The organism is Paenibacillus solani (assembly GCF_001277345.1).
GTDB classification, from domain to species: Bacteria; Bacillota; Bacilli; order Paenibacillales; family Paenibacillaceae; genus Paenibacillus_AQ; species Paenibacillus_AQ solani.
This window is the reverse complement of record NZ_LIUT01000001.1, coordinates 1,497,333-1,516,775: the sequence shown is the minus strand read 5'-3', so window position 1 is coordinate 1,516,775 and position 19,443 is coordinate 1,497,333. Positions and strand designations below refer to the sequence as shown.

The window sequence follows — 19,443 nt, the reverse complement described above, 5'->3', positions numbered from 1 at the left end:
TCTCCTTTGTAAATAAACACCGATTTTAATGAAGAATTGCAGTATGGCATTCCTTATTTATTAAAAAACCGGGACAGTTCCCCCTGAATTAATGAAACCTGCCCCGGTCTCTTAGCGGTGATCAATTCCTGCTTCAGCAAACGGCGCAGCTGAGATTCAGACATTTCACGACGTCTGTTTTCTGTATCTGGAGTTATAACTGTTGCTTCTTCCGATTCTTTTGTGACAGGGTTCATCACTTGCTTAATGCCAGCAATGTTAACACCTTTCTCGATCAATGCTTTAATCTCCAGCAATCGCTCCACATCATTGAAGGAAAACAGGCGTTGGTTGCCCGAAGTACGAGCAGGGACAATTAAATTATGTTGTTCATAATAACGAATTTGTCTGGCAGATAGATCCGTAAGCTTCATTACAATGCCTATCGGAAACAAAGCCATATTCCTCCGAATCTCATCACCCATATCTCATCAACCTTCCAAGTGGTCTATTCTGATCCTATTGTACATTTCCTGATCAGCGACGTCAACCACATGTCAGGAAAACTCACAACAACTTGCGATCTTTCATATTTTGAAGAGCCATTAGCACTCCATATTTAACATGAGAGTAGGTTAATCCTCCTTGCATATAACCAATATAAGGAGATCGAATAGGTGCGTCTGCTGACAACTCCAAGCTTCCTCCTTGAATAAAGGTGCCAGCAGCCATAATCACAGGATGTTCGTATCCGGGCATTTCCCACGGTTCAGGCACCACATGACTATCAACAGCAGCGGCACGTTGAATGCCTTGAACAAATGCAATTAAATGCTCGGCGCCACTAAAAGAAACTGCCTGGATCAAATCGGTTCGCTCATCCTGCCAACCCGGCTTAGTCGTAAATCCAACTGCCTCGAACATCGCGGATGCGTAAATACTTCCCTTCACCGCTTGTCCAACCGTTGATGGAGCGAGAAACAGTCCTTGATATATACCTCTGGTCGTTCCCAGCATGGCCCCGACTTCACGTCCAATCCCGGGAGCAGTCAGCCGATTGGCAGCCAGATCCACATATTCTGTCTTGCCGCATATATAACCGCCGGTTTCGGCAATGCCTCCCCCAGGGTTCTTAATGAGGGAACCCGCCATCAGATCCACGCCTACATCTGTCGGTTCCAATTGCTCTGTAAATTCACCATAACAGTTATCGACGAAAATAATCAGATCTTCGCGTATAGCGCGAATCCGGCTTACCATCTCCCCAATTTGCGATACCGTAAACGAAGATCGCCAATCATATCCCCGGGAACGCTGGATGCCGATGACTTTAGTAGAAGGCCTGATGGCCTCCGTCACTCGTTCCCAATCTATATCCCCCTGTTCAGTCAAGGCGACCTCTTGATAGCCAATCCCGAAATCTCGCAGTGAACCCGCTCCATCCTTCGTTTCACCAATTACTTTGTGAAGGGTGTCATAGGGACGTCCAGAAATGTATAGCAGCTCATCCCCGGGTCTTAGTACACCAAACAGCGCCGTAGATATCGTATGGGTCCCGGAGGCAAAATGCGGTCTTACCAAGGCTGATTCAGCTCCGAAAATGTCTGCGTAGACTTCATCCAGCACTTCACGACCGCGATCATTGTAAGCATAACCGGTAGATGCCGCGAAATGAAAATCACTCACCTGATGTTTCTGGAAGGCATCAATCACTTTCCACTGATTAAAATCAACGATGGCGTCGATATCCCGTAATCGTTGACCTATCTTTAATTCGATCTCATTGCTTAATTCACTTATATCTTGCGAAAATCTGGCCATGATAACCTGCTCTCTCCTCTATTACACATAATGTTTCATATCTTAACACATCAGCTTGCATTGATGTAATTCTTGCAAATGAATCATCTCACGCCAAACACGCAGTAGAAGCCCCGCTTTGGGGGCTTCTACTGCATACTATAGATGGCCTGATTTAATTCTGAGCATATTCTTGGAGCAAATACCCGATCTTTTCATAGTCCGCTTTATGGATCTGGACCGTATATAGAATATCACTCTCATCAAAAGACTGATCAAGCACATCACCGACGCGGTATACAAGTGAGTTTAGATCGCCGCGGTCAGCCGGAATCCGGAATATCACATTTCCTCCCGAGAGCTGCTCCTGGATCACTTCGCGTACCGCTTCCAAATCCTGATCATTATACGCGCTAACTTTTAAATGTCCTTCTCCGTTAGGCAGCATCTCTAACTGCTCAGGCTGGCAGATATCTATCTTGTTGTACAGCACGATCTGAGGCTTATCCGCTGCCCCTAAATCCTGTAATATGTTCTGAACGACCGCCATCTGGTCGTCACGCATAGGTGAAGAGGCGTCCACTACATGAAGGATCAGATCCGCCTCGTTAGCTTCTTCCAGCGTCGCCCGGAATGCTGCGACCAGATCATGAGGAAGATTCTGAATAAATCCTACCGTATCTGTAAGAACAACTTCTTTGCCATTAGGCAGTTCAAGCACGCGCGAAGTTGGATCCAGAGTGGCGAATAATTGATTTTCGATATATACATCTGCAGCCGTCAATCGATTCAATAATGTCGACTTCCCGGCATTGGTATATCCGACAAGAGCAACTTGCACAGCTCCGCTCTTCTTGCGGCGTTCCCGATGAAGCGTGCGGTGGCGGGTGACTTCATCCAGCTGTCGTTTCAGATCGCTGATCCTATCGCGAATATGTCTGCGATCGGTTTCAAGCTTGCTCTCCCCTGGTCCGCGAGTTCCGATCCCTGCTCCCAGCCTGGACAGATTCTTACCATGGCCTGATAGACGGGGGAGCAGATAAGTAAGCTGAGCCAGCTCTACTTGAATAATCCCCTCGCGCGTCTTGGCTCTCTGGGCAAAAATATCTAAGATCAGCTGGGTTCTGTCAATAATCTTTACATCGAGTGATTCTTCCAGATTGCGGACTTGCGCGCCTGACAGCTCCTGATCAAATATGGCTGTTGTAGCCCCTAAACCATCTATTGCCATCCGCAGCTCTTCCACTTTTCCTTTTCCAATGAACCACCTGGAATCCGGCACTTCCCGATTCTGTGTGATGACATCGAGCACTTCAACACCTGCTGTTTCTGCTAACTGAACCAACTCCTGCAGGGAGTGTTCCGGATTGATACCGGAGCGCTTAACCGCATCCGTCACCAAACTGACCAAAACTGCTCGATCATCGATTTCCGTTCGGGTATCATGTGTTATATTTGTCATGTAGCCAACTCCTTCTAACGATTCCGTTTCCTTATTGAACTAAACTGCTGCTGCCTGCAGTAAACATTATGATCCAAAGAAGGCAGCACTACCCTCCATTATGTTCGAAGATACAGTCAATCTCATTGTAATTTTTCGTTTAGCATAAAGTTTGCCGGCTGGCAAAGATGGATACGAGATCTGCTTCGCGCTTCCGCCCTATGTAATGATCCATGTTTTTTGGGAAACGAACGGTCCCCTTATTATATCTCATAATATGGTCATTCGTCACAACAAGCCTTCTGCAGAACATTCCTCTATATACTCGACGCAATATTCAAAGCAGATATCCCTGTCTTATATCTCCCAATTGATTATTTAGTTCTTTCATTATTCATATCAGGAACGTGTAGACCCCTTACGTGCGCAAAAAAACCACTGAACGTTATTCCAAGACCCTCATTCAGGCAGGAAATTGATTCTTCCGATCTATTGAATGAGATTAACCTTTATTGTAAGTTTTGAATACGGATTTACGTTTACTAAAAATGTTAATTATAACAATTTTATGGAACAATTTATCCCTGCTTTAGTAGATTTTATCCCTACTTTCATCTTGATTTGATAACGCTTTCATGATTTCTACTATATATAGCTTCCAGAAAGGAGGTGGTCTTGTTTTTACGCAAGATAGACGACGGTCTAATTCATTATGATTAAGGAGGAATTTATTGTGAAAATGCAAGTATTCAAAGCACTTGGTCAATCGAGAATGATGTTTTTGCCTTTACTTGTCGTCATGTCTATGGTAATGAGCTTTTTTCCTGCCCAGGTTTCAGCTGCTGACCGTGGCCCTTGGGCACCCAATGTGTCTTATGCTGCAAATGATACCGCCACGTATAGCGGAAAAACGTATAAAGTCATTCAACCTCATACCTCATTAACCGGTTGGGAACCGCCTAACGTTCCTGCTTTGTGGCAGCTGGTACAAGGTGGCGGTGGTGCTGACACTACAGCTCCTACGGCTCCAGCAAACCTAACGGTCAGTGGCGTCACGTCGTCAAGCGTAACTTTGTCCTGGAAAGCATCGACCGACAATGTAGGTGTTACAGGATATGATGTATACCAGGGCTCTTCCCTAGCTGTTTCGGTTACCGGTCTATCGGCTACCATATCAGGACTTACTCCGAGCACAACNCCTAGCTGTTTACCGGTCTATCGGCTACCATATCAGGACTTACTCCGAGCACAACATATTCGTTTAAAGTCGTTGCTAAAGATGCTGCCGGAAATCTCTCTCCTGCAAGTGCTATCGTGAATGCAACAACTTCAGGCACAGGTGGAGGCGCTGACACTACAGCTCCTACGGCTCCAGCAAACCTAACGGTCAGTGGTGTCACGTCGTCAAGCGTAACTTTGTCCTGGCAAGCATCGACCGACAATGTAGGTGTTACAGGATATGATGTATACCAGGGCTCTTCCCTAGCTGTTTCGGTTACCGGTCTATCGGCTACCATATCAGGACTTACTCCGAGCACAACATATTCGTTTAAAGTCGTTGCTAAAGATGCTGCCGGAAATCTCTCTCCTGCAAGCAGCACCGTGAATGCAACAACTTCAGGCACAGGTGGGGGTGGTCAGCCTACAACAAAGCATATTTTAACAGGGTATTGGCAGAACTTCGTTAACGGTGCCACCAAATTAAAAGTAAGAGATATCCCGAATCAGTATGACATCATTGTTTTGTCATTTGCCGAGATGGACCCTGCCAATCCTGGTGGCGTCACTTTTACTGTTGATTCTGCATTATCCTCAGCGCTTGGCGGTTATACGGATGCCGATCTGATTGCGGATATTCAGGCAAAACGTGCCCAAGGCAAGAAAGTTATTATCTCCATAGGTGGGGAAAAAGGCAACATTAATTTGAATAGTGCTTCACCGAATGTAACAAACTTTGTGAACAGCATGTATGGAGTCATCACTCGATTTGGACTCGATGGAATCGATGTTGATCTGGAGCATGGCATGAATGTACCTAACCTGACGAATGCAATCCGTCAACTGAAACAAAAAGTAGGTAATGATTTTGTTCTGACCATGGCTCCTCAAACGATTGACATGCAAAATCCGAATACCACTTATATGCAGCTGTACAATAACCTGAAAGATATTACGACTGTGATCAATGTACAGTATTACAACTCTGGATGTATGCTGGGCCGCGACGGTAAGTGTTATTCCCAGGGCACGGTAGATTTCCTTACCGCACTCTCGGATTTGACGCTGCAGTGGGTAGCGCCTTCCCAATTGGGAATCGGGGTGCCGGCTACCTCTTCAGCAGCAGGAGGCGGTTATGTTTCTCCGACGGTCGTGAATAACGCCCTGAATTGTTTGGCAACCGGCAACAGCTGTGGAAGTTATAAGCCTGTTGCTAAATATCCTGATATCCGGGGAGCGATGACCTGGTCCGTCAACTGGGATGCGACCACCAATTATGCTCTCGCAAATACGGTAAAACCATTTTTGAACACACTCCCTTAACGGGAGAGCCCCTTCGAAGGAGAATTTCTTCAAAGGGGCTTTTTATTACGAAATAATGCTTTCAGACTTTATGCTGTTCTCCATGGAAGACATCATATCGTTAGGAAGAATCAGCATTAAATCCTGTTTTGACAATTTTGTATGGCGGCTCATTAAACGAACGGCCTGATTGCGAATTGATTTTTCAATAAGGTTTCGGACCAGTCTGGCATTGCTAAATACCGGTTCGCTAATTTTTTCATCAAGAATGATCTCCCTAAGTCTCCTGCTTGCTGCATCACTCAGCGTATATTCTCTCTCATTTACCATCTTGTTAGCGATAAGAATCAATTCATCGAGTGTATAGTCACGGAACACAATTTTGATAGGAAAGCGCGATGGCAGCCCTGTGTTCGTTTCCAGGAAGTCCATCATCTCGTCAGGGTATCCGGCAAGAATGATGATGAGATCATCCTTTTTGTCTTCCATCACTTTAACAAGACAATCTATCGCCTCTTTACCAAAGTCCTTCTCTCCCCCGCGAGCCAGGCTGTAAGCTTCATCAATGAATAATATGCCCCCCATTGCCTTCTTAACCAATTCTCTCGTCTTCTGCGCCGTATGACCGATATATTCTCCAACGAGATCAGCTCTTTCAACTTCAACCAAGTGGCCTTTGCTCAACAAGCCCATTTTTTGAAAAAGTTTCGCGACAAGGCGAGCAACCGTAGTCTTCCCTGTTCCCGGGTTCCCTTTAAACAACATATGGAATGACTGGGAACCTATTTTCAAACCGGCTTCGCTGCGCATTTTTTCAATTTGAAGAAACGCATAGATCTCATAAATAAGATCCTTAACATTCTCTAGGCCGATCATAGAGTTCAGCTCGTGAAAGATATGATTGATGGATTCATGTTCAGGGTGAACAGGTGCTTCCTTGAATTCCTCTACTGCCCGTTTTTCCTCCTCCTGTGCTTTAAAAGTAATATTCATACGGGAATCGTTAATGGTTATTTGTCTAAGGCTCCCGCCCAAAGAAATCACCTCGCAACGACAAGTTTGTAATTGCTCAAGCTCTGAAGGTGGGCTTCGTTTACCTTACCTCCGAAAATTGTTCGATTTGCCCGTTTAGCAAGTTCATATTATCGTAAATGAATGAGTCACCTTCTTCCTTGGTAGAAACACTGCTTTCAGGGTATACGGTATACTTAAAGGATATTCCGTGCAGCGCCCTCGTGATCCGAGCCCGCCTGAGTGACAGTCTCCAGATCGTCGTTTTGCGGCCATCAGGCGCCTCTCCTTGCTCCTCGCCTGTTTCAAAAGACTGAACAGTCTATTCCAATATATTCTATTTACTGCCTGCTTATTAGAAGTTTCTAATCATAGGACACCTATTGCGATTAATACCCTGTCTGCTGTCCATTTCGTATAGGCCAGCACTTCCCTGCTCTTGTGCTTAATCATGGGCAAAACGGTAGATTTCGTCAGTGAAATCGTAGGTTGATTGTAACCAAGCGTTGTTGCTACTTCCAAAGCTCTCGTCCCGTGATAATCGTGAGTTATGATAATGGCTGTGTTCCATCCATGCTTTTCCATAATAGCTTGGCTATATAGTAAATTTTCATATGTGCTGGTGGCTGCATTCTCCAGAAATATCCGATCCTCGGGAACGCCTTCGGCGACAAGAAAGTTTCTCATTCCTTCTGCTTCGGTATATGTATATCCAGGCTTATCCAAGCCGCCTGATACAATGAAGGTGTCAAAACGACCTTCATGATATTCCTTCAATGCATGCTCAAGTCGTTCACGAAGTCCAGGGCTAGGATGATCTCCCCACATGGAAGCCCCCAGAACAATGCCAACATCGGCACGATCCGCAGGATTGCTGACCGGGTGTTCGATTCTCCAATACACATAACCCACCCATAGAACTCCGATTACAACAAGAGAGAGCAGGGTATAGATCCCTCGTCGATACCATGCTCTCTTCTGTGCGCCTGCTCGAGGCAGACTCTTATGTATTTCCTGATTTTGACGCATGCTTACTTCCTCCTGAATTCTCCGTTATGAAATAACTGGTCACGATGCTTCAGAGACATCATAAAGTAAGGAAATTCATGCGCGTCGATAGCCCTAAGCAAATTTCGTGCAGTCACCTTGGCAAGCCTGTAATCATCCCGGGTTATGTCATGGCGGCACAAGGCATCCTCAAGCTCATCTTCATCCAGCAAGAACACTTCTCCATTCTTTACCACCACCACGTCCAGATACAGATCGTCAAACCATGGAACGCCTTGGTCTGTTACCCCTTGTTTCTTGCAAATATCGATGTACCACTGCACGATATTTCGCTTGTCATCAAACATGGCCGTAACGATAAAATGGCTGTCCTTCGGGTAATACTGCAGCCATGAGTAGCCCTTGTCCGCAATTCGGTAAGTATGATGGCCATACGTCTTCCACAAAGGTTCTTTAAGACCATAAATGGTATATAACGTTAAATAGCCAGTAAATTGCTCACCTTCCACATAACGGGAAGTGAAGTGTCTGCGGGTGATACGGCGCCAATTCGCCCGGTCTCCGAATTTACGTTTCATGGAACTTTTCCTCCCCATTCGTATTCCCAGCTTACCACATTTGAGTTTCACACTCAAAACAAAGAAGCCTCCGCATCTATGCGGAGGCTCTGATTCATTATGGGCTCTCTTGAGACCCTTCAGATTCGTTCTGGGCATCAGGCGGCTCTACAATCGTTCCCGGTACTGTTGTAACATTGCCAGTATCCGAGCTGTCGTCTCCGGCTCCTGCGTCTCCACTGTCAGATCCATCACCTGATCCATCGGAACCATTGCCATTACCTTGATTCCCATGGCCATTCCCGGCTCCGTTCCCCTGATCAGGTGGATTTACTCCATTGCCATTGCCATGATTCCCGGAATTCTCACCATTCCCGTTACCTTGGTCACCAGGGCTATTACCATTTTCATTGCCTTGGTCATATCCAGGAGGGAGTTCGCCTTCCTCGCTGTTGTCTTCATCAAGCGGAGGTTGCTCCTCCATGTCTCCCGGATCCGGTTCGAGCTCTTCAGGTGGCAGTTCCTCTGAAACGGCCACGATCTGAATGATGTTTGAAGGTTCCGACTCTTCATTCGTTGACGGATCAATCGCGGTTACATAGTAATTATAAGCTAAGCCTTCCATAGCACTCATATCCTCAATGGAAGTACCGCTATGGGCACCCACAATCGGTGTGTATCCCGGCTCTGACGTTTCCTTACGGTATATGCGGTACTGAATGTTATTACCTTGTACCGCATTCCAGCTGAGCGATACCGTTTGAGACTGCCCATTATAGGAACCGGTCAAGCCACTGACTGCACCTAATTTGGTTTCTTCAACGGGTGGTGGTGTCGGCTCCGTATTCGGGAAGCTCTTAGCTTCGTAGCCTTGAACAGCCTTCTCCATCACTTTGCCCCAAAGGGAAGCCGAAATAGAGCTGCTCCGTTTAAGCAGATGCTGCCGGTCAGGATTATCGTAGCCCATCCACACGGCCGCGGTCAGTTCAGGCGTATATCCAACAAACCATACGTCACGGTTCGAGCTGACACCCTTGAATCCACTCTGTGTGGTTCCCGTCTTACCGGCAACCGGGCGGCTGATTCGAGCATTCTTACCTGTTCCTTCCTCTACAACACGGCGCATCATGTCTGTCATTTGCGAAGCTGTTGTAGCGCTCATTACACGCTTTCCTTTGCTTCCCTTGTTCTCATACACAACCTTGCCTTTGCTGTCCTTGATCTGTTTGATCGCAAACGCCTCTTTGAATTCTCCGCCATTGGCAAAGGCGCTGAAAGCTTGGGCCATTTCAAAGGTATTCGTACCCGTATTCATGCCACCAAGGGCTAAGGACAAGTTCGCATCCCCTTCGGTCATCTTGATGCCCAGGCTTTGAGCGAAGTCAAATCCGGTTTTCACGCCGATTTCATTGAGCAGCCATACAGCTGGAATGTTCTCGGATCGCTGAATCGCTTCCGGCATTCCGATCGTCTCCGAGTATCCGTGCAAGTTATTCGGACAATAATTGCTACCAAAACATTGCTTCTTATTGCTAAGCCTAGAATCCTTCGTAAATTTGCCAGATTCCAGCGCCGGTGCGTAAGAAACGATCGGCTTCAGGGAAGAACCCGGCTGACGACGGCTGTCGGTAGCCCGGCTGAATCCGCCGCGCGTATACTCTCGACCTCCGACCATCGCTACAATGCCCCCAGTTTCCTGGTTCATGATGACCATAGAGCCCTCTACTGGCACATCATCAGGACTCTCCTCAAAGTTGGCCGGATTATTGAATTCTTCTTCCATTGCCTTCTGGGCGTTAACGTCCATTGTTGTGTAAATCTGATAGCCACCAATGTTGACATCGTCTTCAGTGAGGCCCAATGTCTCCTCAGCCTCTTCCATAACGTAGTCAATAAACGCCGTATACTTCTGTTGTCTTTCAGGCGGCGTATAGGTATAGTCCACTTTCTTGGCTTTAGCTGCCTCTTCAGCCGTGATATAACCCTGCTGTTCCATCAAGGTCAATACAACCGCCCGGCGCTCTTTGGAAAGCTCAGGGTTCTTGAGTGGATTGTATCGGGACGGCCCCTTCGGCATGGCTGCCAGTGTTGCCATTTGCCACAATTCCAGCTTGTTCAGATCCGATTGGCCAAAATAACGCTCGGATGCAGCCTTGATGCCATAGTACGGGCCTCCAAAGTTAATCCGGTTCAAATACATCCCCATGATTTCTTGCTTGGTATGCTGACGTTCGAGCGCTAGTGCAATGGACATTTCAGTCGCTTTACGGAAGAATGTTTTATCCCTTGTCAGGAATATATTCTTCGCCAGCTGCTGCGTGATCGTACTTCCGCCCTCCACCATGGAGCGAGCCATGATATCCTTTACAGCAGCACGGCCGATCGACCACATATCCACTCCGTTATGTTCCATGAATCGTCTATCTTCTGTAGCGATAAACGCCTGTACCAATTTCTCAGGAATATCCTCGTAGTCCACCGGTTCGCTCTTCTGAAGGGAAAGTTCGCCCATTAGCGTACCGTTGCGATCATACACCTTGGATGTACCATACGCACTGAGCTTATCCCGGTTCTGGTCCAGCAGCTTCTCACCACTGATTAGGATGAATAAATATCCTGCGAGTGCGCAGAAGATCGCAATAACGGCCGTGAAAAACAAAGCCCATGCTATGCGCTTCCCTTTGCCTTTTTTCTTCTTTGTTTTCGGCTTCACTGTTTTCGATGTCTTAGATTCATCTTTGTTTTTATTTAATCGCGACATCTGATTATCTTTTCCAGCCATATGTCCCCCTCCTTACTCCCTTTCGGGTTTAAGCCTTCTAGCTCTAGTTCAGCATCCGGAAAGAAAAGAACAACCTTCTCAGGTTGCTCTCTGCACTCCTTATAAACACTTAACGAATTATAAACCAAAAAGTTTCAAAATAATCAGCTTGCTCTCTATGAGTCCATTCCAATGTCTATTGATCGCTGTTGTTATCCTGCATCAGGGACACATTACGCTGCGGCATGAACGTGGAGATCGCATGCTTGTACACCATTTGCTGACGGCCGTCGCTGTCAATTACGATGGTAAAATTGTCAAAAGCTTTGATGGTCCCACGGATTTGAAAGCCGTTTGTAAGGTATACCGTGGCCGGAATGTTCTCTTTACGCAGTTGGTTCAAGAACGTGTCTTGGATGTTAATGGACTTGTTCATTAGCCGTACCCCCAATGGTTCAATTAGATTGTTTTGAGAATATATTCAAGATTTCAGTGAAACTTTCCTGCTATTATAGCACGGATCTTTTGATAGTTTGCAGAAAAGTTTCCAGAGTCGGTGACATCAACCCACTCAATGTCTTTCATGTGACGAAACCAAGACAACTGCCGCTTAGCGAATCGGCGTGTATCACGTTTGAGGAGCACTACAGCCTCTTCGTAGCTGCACTCGCCTGAGAGGTACGATACAATTTCCTTGTAACCCAGCCCTTGCATGGATACTAGCCCCGGAGCAAACCCTTTGTCCATGAGTGCTGCCACCTCATCAACAAGTCCTTGGTTCAGCATAAGATCAATTCGCTCTTCAATACGGTTATAAAGCATTTGCCTGTCCATTGTCAAACCGACCAAGCACAGATCGTAAGCAGATTGCTTAGTTTGTGGTGCCAGCTGGGCCGAAAGTGGGATACCCGTCAGATGGAATATTTCCAAAGCACGAACGACACGGCGTAGGTCATTAGGATGAAGCCGCTCGGCAGTCTCAGGATCGACCTCTGCCAATTTCTGATGGAGAGCCTCTGCCCCATGTTCGTTGGCATAGACAAACTGCTCCTCCCGATAAGCCTCGTCCGCACCACTTTCGCTGAACTGATAGCCATAGCACACAGACTCTACGTAAAGCCCGGTTCCCCCAACAATAAAGGGAAGTTTCCCCCGATCATGAATTTCCTTGATCAGTCTCTGGCTTTGTTCCTGAAATTCAGCCACTGAATAAGGATGATCGGGCTCATGTATATCCATGAGATGGTGGGGAATGCCTTCCATTTCTTCCTGTGAAATTTTGGCCGTGCCAATATCCATGCCCCGGTATACTTGCATTGAATCGCCGGAAATGATTTCACATCCGAATTCTTTTGCCAGCTCGATACTCATTTTCGTTTTACCTACTGCTGTTGGCCCGATAAGTACAAGCAGTTTCGGTTTGGTTTCATCTGTCAATGGAAATCACTCCGTACGTTATTTTCGATTTACCCCGTTCAGGCATGGTAAAGCCAAGCCGCTCAAACTCTCCGCTGAACCTGGCTTCCTTCAAAACGACCGTTTTGCGAGCAACCCGGACCGCTTCCCTCACACTTTCCGTATCCAGCGGTTCTCCGTTTGCATAATGTCTTAGCGGATTAATGGATGCCGAATCAGTAATCGGTTCACGGAACATGGGATCAAAATAGACAATGTCTACGCTTCTGTCGGGAAGTGATTTCAAGTAATCCAAATGGTGGCTGTGTCTAACCTCGATTCGTCTCATCGCTTGATCACTGGCCTCCAAATGGCTTTCATAGGTCCGAAGTCCTTCTTTCAAAAGCGCATATAAGGGCAGTGAGCTTTCCAGCGCAGTGATTTGGCTGTTCGCCCCGCCCTTGCCCGAAAACACCAGGGAATCGGCTCCAAGTCCTGCGGTGCAATCCAGTACGGAATCACCTTCTTCCATGCCTGAAGCCTTCAGCATGGGGTCCGGATTCCCATTAAGCACGCGTTTCAAGCGGACGAAACCCATACTTGGATGAAATTCCATAACCGATCCGCCCGGTCCGCTTAGGCGTACATGACCGTTTAATACGACCAGCACGTCGTCATCTCCGAATTTACGGGCTAATTTTTGCAATGAATGACCGCTGCGCTGGACATAACGGCAGCCGGTTTCCTGGGCTAAATTCTGCGCGCGCTCCACAATATCCGGTGCTTCCGCTTCTCCAGTTGTAATAATCATGAAGGTCCTCCTTGCTGTTACATGACACGCTTAAACATTTTCTCCAAATCATAAGCCGAGAATGATACCACGATCGGTCTTCCATGCGGACATGTATAAGGCTGCCGGCAGGCGCCCAAACGCTGAATCAGCGTCATTGCCTCCTGCTCCGTCAGCTTCTGATTGGCTTTGATGGAAGCCTTGCAGGAGCACATGATCGACGAGGTTTCTCTCAGCTTGGCGATATCAATATTGCGTTCATTCAGAACCCATTCAGCCATCTCCTCGATTATGGCCTTCTCTTCCCCCTTAGGGAACCAGAATGGATGGGAACGTACCAGGAAGGTATGGCCGCCAAAAAACTCCATATATACGCCAACCTTCTCGAACCAGTGCAGCCGTTCCTTCACCTTCTCCGATTCTGAAGACGTAAACTCCAACGTAATCGGCAGCAGCAGCTCCTGGGATGCATCTGCCGGGTTGCCAAACTGTTCATAGTAATATTCGTAGTTAATCCGCTCATGCGCGGCATGCTGGTCAATCAAGTACAGTCCAGTATCATTCTGCGCAATGAGATAAGTACCATGATGCTGCCCGATAAGCGTAAGCTCCGGAAAAGGCGGTATCTCGGGGACCGGTCCTGAAACTGCTTGGAGCCACTCCTTAGTAACGGCAGGAGTCCCGTTATTCTCCCTAGTCTCCCTGCGGTAATCGCTCCGGTAGGTGGAGGCCGCGGCCGTTTCCCGCATCTGCGTATTGGAACCGGCGGGTCGATCCACATAAGAACGAGTCTCACCGTTCGCAGGACGTATTCCAGCATTGCCCTGCGTTAAGGATGCAGGGGACGCCGGGAAGGTTGTATTCCCTGTAACGGATCGTTCACCGTTTCCTGCTTCCTGCATGCTGCGGCCTACATCATTGCGGGACGCAGAAGCTTGTCCCTGGGCACTAGGAAACTGTAGTTGCTCCTGAATAAAAGCTTTGTCGCTTTGGCCAATGCTTTGCTTGGCTGGACGGGGAATTAGCACTTCCTGTTGCAATACCTTGCGGATTTCTTCCTCAACCAAAGCGAAGAGCTCCTGTTCTTTACTGAATCGGACCTCAAGCTTCGAAGGGTGCACATTCACATCAATTAATGAGGGATGCATGGATAGATGCAGTACGACGAGCGGAAACCGGTTTATCGGCAGCAGCGTGTGATATCCTCGCAGCACCGCCTGTGCCAAGCCGTAATTCCGAATATATCTCCCATTAATGATAAGCGACATCCCGTTCCGGTTGGCCCGTGTATAGTCAGGGCGGCTGATATATCCACTCAACGTGTAATCCATATTTTCCGCAGCTATGGGAAGCATCGATTTAGCGGATTGGGTACCATATATAGCCGCAATTACCTGTAGAATATCACCGTTGCCCAGGGTCTGAAGCAGCGAATTTTCATTATGCCGAAGTGTAAATGCAATATCCGGACGAGAAAGCGCCAAACGGTACATATAATCTGAAATATGCCCCAGCTCTGTCTGAATCGTCTTCATATATTTCAGCCTTGCCGGCGTATTGTAAAACAATTCCCTTACGAGAAAATCAGTTCCTCTCGGAGCAGCAGTCTCTTCGTTCACACGCAGATGACCGCCCTCGATTTCGAGCTTCCGTCCGCGGCCATCCTGAGCATTAGAAGTAACCAAACGCACCTTGGAAACAGCGGCAATGGATGGCAGCGCCTCGCCTCTAAATCCGAGACTGGTAATTTGAAACAAATCTCGTCCCTCAGCGATCTTACTCGTCGCATGGCGGTAAAAAGCCGTCTCGCAGTCTTCTGGATCCATACCCGCGCCATTATCGGTAACACGAATACTGTCCAGTCCGCCTTCTTCAACGGATACATCGATTTTGGTGCTTCCGGCATCAATGGCGTTCTCAACAAGCTCCTTGACAACGGAGGCAGGCCGTTCCACCACTTCTCCGGCAGCAATCTGGTTAGCGATATGCTCGTCCAATATCCGTATAATTCCCATCTTTCCTACCTCCGTTTCTATTCCATAAAAGTTACATATCCTTCGCTTGAATCTTCAGCTCATTCAGAAATTGCATGGCCTGAAGCGGCGTCATATTCATCACATCGGCACCTTTCACTGCCTCAATAATGCTCCTTACGGCAGGGTCTTGGGCGCTTTCTTGTATAATGGCATGCTGTTCCTTGCCAAGTTTGGCATTTCTCGGTTCAGGCTCTTCCTCCTCTCCAAATATGGAGAGCTGAACAACCCCGCCCCTCCTATCAGGCGATTCCAAACCGCCGCCATAAGTGAGCGGACCATGTTGGTGTTCCTGGACGGTATCCGCGCTTTTTCGGCTCTCTGCAAGTTGCACAGACGAACCTTGCTGCTCATCCTGTATGGCAGAGGCGCCTTGCTCCGAAGCCACAGCGGCCAGTGAAGCCATCTCCAGCCCCTGCAGCAGCCCATAAGCACGATCAATGATACTTCCGGGCAGCCCGGCCAATCTTGCGCAGTAGATACCATAACTGCTGTCAGCCGCGCCAGGCATCAACTTGCGAAGAAAATGCACCTTGTCCCCGCTTTCCTGAACAGCCATGGAGTAATTCTTGAGACCGCCAAGGCTTTCCTGCAGATGGGCAAGCTCATGAAAATGCGTTGATACCAGCGCTTTGCAGCCGATATGATCATGCACGTATTCAATGACGGCTTGCGCGATAGCCATGCCTTCACTTGTAGAGGTACCTCGTCCGAGCTCATCGATGATGATCAAGCTGCGCGGCGTGGCCTTTTCCGTCATAACCTGAATATCGGCCATTTCTACCATGAAGGTGCTCTGGCCGCCAATCAGGTCATCCGCTGCCCCTATGCGCGTGAAAATGCGATCCACGATCGGAATTACTGCGCGTTCTGCCGGAACAAAGCAGCCGATCTGTGCTAGAATCGACAACAAAGCGACCTGCCGCATGTACGTGCTTTTTCCAGCCATATTAGGACCGGTTATCAGCAGAATGGACGAACCATCCTTGCACAAATCCGTTCCGTTTGCAATAAACGTAGAATCTTTCATTACTGCCTCTACGACAGGATGACGACCGTTTTCCACGATATAATCATAGCCGTCGCTTAATTCAGGCTTCACAAAGCGATATTCCGCACTGACCGCGGCCAGTGATTGATAGACATCAATCTCTGCAATACGCTCTGCGAGCTTTTGCAGTCGGCTTATTTCGGTGTTCAACTTCTCCCTAATCTCCGTAAATAGAGCATATTCCAAATCCACCATCTTTTCCTGCGCTTCCAGAATCAGGCCTTCCTTTTCCTTCAACTCAGGCGTAACATAGCGCTCTGCATTGGCCAGAGTCTGTTTGCGCTCATAGCGGCCTTCCGGCAGCGAAGACAGATTGGACTTGGTCACCTCGATATAATAGCCGAACACCTTGTTATAGCCGATCTTCAGAGACTTGATCCCGGTAACCGCACGCTCCTTAGCCTCGAGCTCCGCGATCCAGCGTTTGCCGCTGGTGCTCGCTTCCCGAAACTCATCCAGCCGTTCATGATACCCCGGCTTTATGATACCTCCATCACGCACAGACACCGGTGGCTCATCCACAATTGCATTCTCGATCAGTTCGCACAGATCATCGCAAATATCCGTATCCGCTGCCACACGCCGCAGCGTTTCCGAAGGCGACTGTGCACAAAGCTCTTTTAAAGATGGAATCTGCCTCAACGACAGCTTGAGCGCATTCAAATCCCGGCCATTCGCACTGCCAAACGCAATCCGGCCAACCAGTCGTTCCAAATCGTAAATCTCCTTAAGCGCCATCCGCAAATCTTCACGCAGTATGTACTGGTTATACAAATGCTCAACAGCCTCCAGCCGTTCCTCAATCCGACTTCGTGACAACAGCGGTTTATCGATTCTGCGCCGCAGGAGTCTGGCTCCCATGGAGGTTTCTGTACGGTCCAGCAGCCACAGGAGCGAACCTTTCTTCGAACGCTCACGGACGGTCTCAACCAGCTCCAGATTGCGTCTTGTGAACGGATCCAGAACCATATACTGCCCAGGCTCATAGGAAGCAATCTGGGTGAGTTGTCCAAGTGACCGCTTCTGCGTCTCACTTAAATACGAGATTAACAGGGAAATACAGGCTCTGCGTTCTTCATCCAGGCGAGCCCATGCCGGTTCTCCAAATTGGTTGCGAACCAGATTGTCCTCTCTGCGATCCCAAGCCGTATACACGATGTTCCGGCTGCCCGGGAGCGCCTGTGACGAGATGATCTCTAGAAGAGAGGCATCTCCGATGATTTCGGAAGGCTCATAGATACCAATCTCATCCCTGAGCCATTCCTCAGACGCCGGAACCGAGGTTACATAAAGCTCGCCTGTCGACAGGTCGCATGCCGAGAGAGACATTAACCCTCCTGCCTCTGTGACGCACACCATGTAGTTATTAGCTTTATCCTGGACCGATTTGCCGTCCATAATGGTTCCTGGCGTTACCACCCTAACGATTTCACGCCGTACCATGCCTTTGGTAACGGAAGCGTCCTCCATCTGCTCACAGATCGCAACCTTATAGCCTTTTTCGATTAACCGCTGTATATAACCTTCTGCGGAATGATAGGGTACTCCGCACATCGGTATTTTCTCGGATGCGCCGCCCTCGCGGCCTGTCAACGTAATCTCCAGTTCCTTCGATGCCAGAATTGCATCGTCAAAAAACATTTCGTAAAAATCACCCAAACGGAAAAAAAGAAACGCATCGCGCGCTTGTTCTTTTACGTTCAAATATTGTTCAATCATCGGCGTATATTTAGCCATGACGTACCTCCAATACCAATCTAGCTTGACCTCCATTATAACAGAAATCAGCCGCAGGCATCATGGCTTCACGGGAATATTCCACAAGGGTCTGATATCTCGGCTTTCATCCCAGGTTCTCCCTGCCTCCATATGCGATAGAGCCAGCTCGATCTCGCGTGCGTAATCCGAATATTCGGGCAGTGCGGACAGATCCCGATGCCAGCCTGCGATACACTCTTTGAGTACAAGTTTATCTCCTTCATAATACGCTCGGTGATAACGCTCGGTATTTAGGGGCCTTGCTGGCAGCCGATCGCTATACTGGGCTATCAAATAGGCAACATATAGTGACAGCTTCGCCACCAGTGGCGACACGAGAAAGCTGGGTAATGTCCGATATTCAAATCCTCCGTGCGCCTGCCGCCGGAAATCTCCAAGATAACCATAACGTGGTCTACGAAACCGCCCTTTGGGGTCTTCCAGCAAGACCAGAGGCAACGCCAGATAATTATCCAGGGCTTGAAGAAGAGGCAAGGATAGCTGTACACCGCTGAAATGAATATGACCCCCTAATGGAAAATTCACGTAAGGCAGAGCACCTGCCCTCCAGTTTAAAGAAGGATCACGAATCAGGCTATGAGCTTCATGTAATGCTTTTTGCATTTCAATCATCAGCGCCTTCGGGCTCGGCTTTGGCGACGGTCTAAGCTCGGCGATGGGATAAATAACCTCTCCCCGGAAACGAACGGCATCGCTGCCGGCAACTCCACCGCGTTCCATGAAGTCCGATGCATGTACAATTTCACCATTATCCCTCATCAGTACGAACTCCGGATCCATACCCATGGCTAATGTTATTGTGGAAGTAGACTCAAGTGCGTCATAACTTGCCCTGTTCCCTTCGGTCCCCTGCCCTTTTGCACTCATCACGGTTTTGTTATGGCCAGCGATCATTCGAACTTCCTCTACCAGATGTCTGCGCCCGGATCGAGCCGCAATGCGGACCTGACCTTCATCCACACCCAGCGTATACAGGGATCGCACCGCCGCTTTCTCCAATCTCCGGAGCAGGCCATCTTCATACCTTCCATTCTCGGCATCGGGCTGATATCCCGCTTCACTGCCTCCCAGCAGACCACGGCTGATCCACGTCGCCGCCAGCTCCTTAACATGGACCGTGTAACGGGCTGTATAACGTGTGTCCTCACCTGAACCCAGGTTCATGCGGCATGGGATACCCGACCTGATCAATCGTGCCTGCGCCAGATGCCCATCCTCCCCTTTCAGCGCTGCATACTCTTTTGCAGCCTTTGCTTTTACCTTAGACCCGCCCATATTCCCGCCCCCTGCGAATAAAAATAAAAAAGAGGGCATCCGC

The 19,443-nt window shown here is 48.3% G+C and carries 14 protein-coding genes and 1 pseudogene; 2 read left to right on the top strand and 13 right to left on the bottom strand.

Annotation, left to right across the window (positions count from 1 at the left end; genetic code table 11):
* Positions 1 to 53 precede the first annotated feature (53 nt).
* From AM231_RS06915 to hflX, 3 genes are all read right to left on the bottom strand, one after another.
* On the bottom strand, positions 54 to 464 hold the full coding sequence (locus AM231_RS06915) for a MerR family transcriptional regulator (protein WP_006209652.1): 411 nt from the start codon (positions 462 to 464) through the stop codon (positions 54 to 56).
* A gap of 82 nt (positions 465 to 546) precedes the next feature.
* A complete protein-coding gene (locus AM231_RS06910; RefSeq protein ID WP_054401883.1) occupies positions 547 to 1,800 on the bottom strand; it encodes a methionine gamma-lyase family protein in 1,254 nt (417 codons plus the stop codon).
* 154 nt (positions 1,801 to 1,954) lie between these two features.
* The gene (hflX, locus tag AM231_RS06905) at positions 1,955 to 3,241 is read right to left on the bottom strand and encodes a GTPase HflX (protein WP_054401878.1); all 1,287 of its coding nucleotides are present in this window, start codon (positions 3,239 to 3,241) and stop codon (positions 1,955 to 1,957) included.
* A 784-nt stretch (positions 3,242 to 4,025) separates the two neighbouring features.
* Here hflX and AM231_RS29850 point away from each other — a divergent pair.
* A pseudogene (locus AM231_RS29850) lies at positions 4,026 to 4,417 on the top strand (carbohydrate-binding protein); the annotation flags it as partial.
* A gap of 117 nt (positions 4,418 to 4,534) precedes the next feature.
* On the top strand, positions 4,535 to 5,761 hold the full coding sequence (locus AM231_RS06900) for a chitinase (RefSeq protein ID WP_242615078.1): 1,227 nt from the start codon (positions 4,535 to 4,537) through the stop codon (positions 5,759 to 5,761).
* 45 nt (positions 5,762 to 5,806) lie between these two features.
* Here AM231_RS06900 and AM231_RS06895 read toward each other — a convergent pair whose 3' ends face one another.
* The 10 genes from AM231_RS06895 to AM231_RS06850 form a co-directional block, all read right to left on the bottom strand.
* Positions 5,807 to 6,733, bottom strand: coding sequence for an AAA family ATPase (locus AM231_RS06895; protein WP_054403548.1), 927 nt, complete (start codon positions 6,731 to 6,733; stop codon positions 5,807 to 5,809).
* Positions 6,734 to 7,120: 387 nt separating this feature from the next.
* On the bottom strand, positions 7,121 to 7,780 hold the full coding sequence (locus AM231_RS06890; protein ID WP_053493832.1) for a YdcF family protein: 660 nt from the start codon (positions 7,778 to 7,780) through the stop codon (positions 7,121 to 7,123).
* A 2-nt stretch (positions 7,781 to 7,782) separates the two neighbouring features.
* The gene (locus AM231_RS06885) at positions 7,783 to 8,337 is read right to left on the bottom strand and encodes a ribonuclease FAU-1 family protein (RefSeq protein ID WP_053493833.1); all 555 of its coding nucleotides are present in this window, start codon (positions 8,335 to 8,337) and stop codon (positions 7,783 to 7,785) included.
* Between the two features lie 97 nt (positions 8,338 to 8,434).
* On the bottom strand, positions 8,435 to 11,098 hold the full coding sequence (locus AM231_RS06880) for a transglycosylase domain-containing protein (RefSeq protein ID WP_054401876.1): 2,664 nt from the start codon (positions 11,096 to 11,098) through the stop codon (positions 8,435 to 8,437).
* Positions 11,099 to 11,273: 175 nt separating this feature from the next.
* On the bottom strand, positions 11,274 to 11,513 hold the full coding sequence (gene hfq, locus AM231_RS06875) for an RNA chaperone Hfq (protein WP_053493835.1): 240 nt from the start codon (positions 11,511 to 11,513) through the stop codon (positions 11,274 to 11,276).
* Positions 11,514 to 11,566: 53 nt separating this feature from the next.
* Positions 11,567 to 12,514, bottom strand: coding sequence for a tRNA (adenosine(37)-N6)-dimethylallyltransferase MiaA (gene miaA, locus AM231_RS06870; RefSeq protein WP_054401873.1), 948 nt, complete (start codon positions 12,512 to 12,514; stop codon positions 11,567 to 11,569).
* Positions 12,504 to 13,283: a class I SAM-dependent methyltransferase gene (locus AM231_RS06865; protein WP_054401870.1), complete on the bottom strand. Its 780-nt coding sequence runs from the start codon at positions 13,281 to 13,283 to the stop codon at positions 12,504 to 12,506. Before AM231_RS06865 ends, miaA begins: the two co-directional genes overlap by 11 nt.
* A gap of 17 nt (positions 13,284 to 13,300) precedes the next feature.
* Positions 13,301 to 15,277 carry a DNA mismatch repair endonuclease MutL gene (gene mutL, locus AM231_RS06860; RefSeq protein WP_054401867.1) on the bottom strand — a complete coding sequence of 659 codons (1,977 nt, stop codon included), beginning with the start codon at positions 15,275 to 15,277 and terminating at the stop codon, positions 13,301 to 13,303.
* Positions 15,278 to 15,308: 31 nt separating this feature from the next.
* Positions 15,309 to 18,083 carry a DNA mismatch repair protein MutS gene (gene mutS / locus AM231_RS06855; protein ID WP_054401864.1) on the bottom strand — a complete coding sequence of 925 codons (2,775 nt, stop codon included), beginning with the start codon at positions 18,081 to 18,083 and terminating at the stop codon, positions 15,309 to 15,311.
* 60 nt (positions 18,084 to 18,143) lie between these two features.
* Entirely contained in the window at positions 18,144 to 19,400 is a 1,257-nt protein-coding gene (locus AM231_RS06850; protein ID WP_054401863.1) for a putative amidoligase domain-containing protein, read from the bottom strand.
* Positions 19,401 to 19,443: the final 43 nt, after the last annotated feature.